The sequence below is a fragment of the Microcoleus sp. OTE_8_concoct_300 genome, assembly GCF_031383065.1.
Lineage (GTDB): Bacteria > Cyanobacteriota > Cyanobacteriia > Cyanobacteriales > Microcoleaceae > Microcoleus.
Genome location: NZ_JANMZH010000345.1, coordinates 1 through 1,128 on the forward strand (window position 1 = coordinate 1; position 1,128 = coordinate 1,128).

The 1,128-nt window shown below is 46.3% G+C and carries 1 protein-coding gene; it reads right to left on the reverse strand.

Annotated features, from left to right (window positions below):
* Positions 1–1,128: FAD-dependent oxidoreductase (locus ACUVJL_RS15665; protein WP_445246688.1), on the reverse strand; the 1,128-nt coding region annotated here is incomplete at both ends.

Genomic DNA, 1,128 nt, shown 5'->3' on the forward strand with positions numbered 1-1,128 from the left:
GGGCAGATTGCTAAATTTTTGCATAAATTGGCGATCGATCCAATCTTTCCAGTACCACAGCAGCGCCGATTCCCACATGAAGGATCCGCGAGATGCGATCGCCCTTTTATTCCCAGTACCAATTAACCCTAAGTATTGTTCCTGCGGTGCAAAGGGTGTCAGCGGTTTTCCCAATAAAAACTGCTGCAAATTTTCAAACAGCGGTTTGCCCTGACGCACGGCAAACACGCCTGCTTTGGGACGGGGATAATTAACCATCGCAGCGATATCGCCAGCCCCAAATACGTTGGGGTGAGAGACTGATTGCAGGCAATCGTTGACTTGCATAAAGCCGTTTGAGTCGGCTGCTAAACCGGATTCTCTTATCCAATTGGCTGCCGATGCTTGTGTTACCAAAAAAATGCGATCGCACTCTAATTCTAAACCTGATTTACAGGAAATTTTGGCATTGGGCATTGGGCATTGGGCATTGGGCATCGGGCATTCTTGATTATCTTCTATGTCAATCGTTTCTGGCTTTTCTATAGCACTAACTTTTTCCATTAAATGCAGTTTAATCCCACGACTAATCAGAATTTCTTTCAGGCGGCGACGCACCCGTTTGTTATGTCCCGGCATTAATTCAGCACCGCTATGAAACAAATGAATTTCTGATGATAATTTGTCTGATTTTAGTTCCTTCTTCTCTCTTTTTTCTCCCCTTGGGGGTAGGGGGGGGTTGCCTTCCTTCCCCAATCGAGATTGCATATTTAATGCTAATTCTACGCCGCCTGCACCGCCGCCGACAATGGCTATCCGCAGCGGTTTTTGGGAATGGTTTTGCCTTTCGGAAATTAACTGATTCCAGCTAGCTAAAAACTGCGGTACGGGTTTAGCTGCAATTCCATATTCTGCCGCACCCGGTACAGATAAAGTCGCAGGAGTGCTGCCGATATCCACAGAAAGCAAATCAAAATTAATCGGCGGGCGAGTTTGACAAATAACTAAATTTTTGTTAATGTCGATCGCGATCGCCCGATCGATTAATATTTGACACCCGGCAAATTCAGCGAGCGATCGCAAATCGATGTGACATTCATCATAATCGTAAAACCCGGCAACGTGTCCCGGCAGCATCCCCGAATAAGG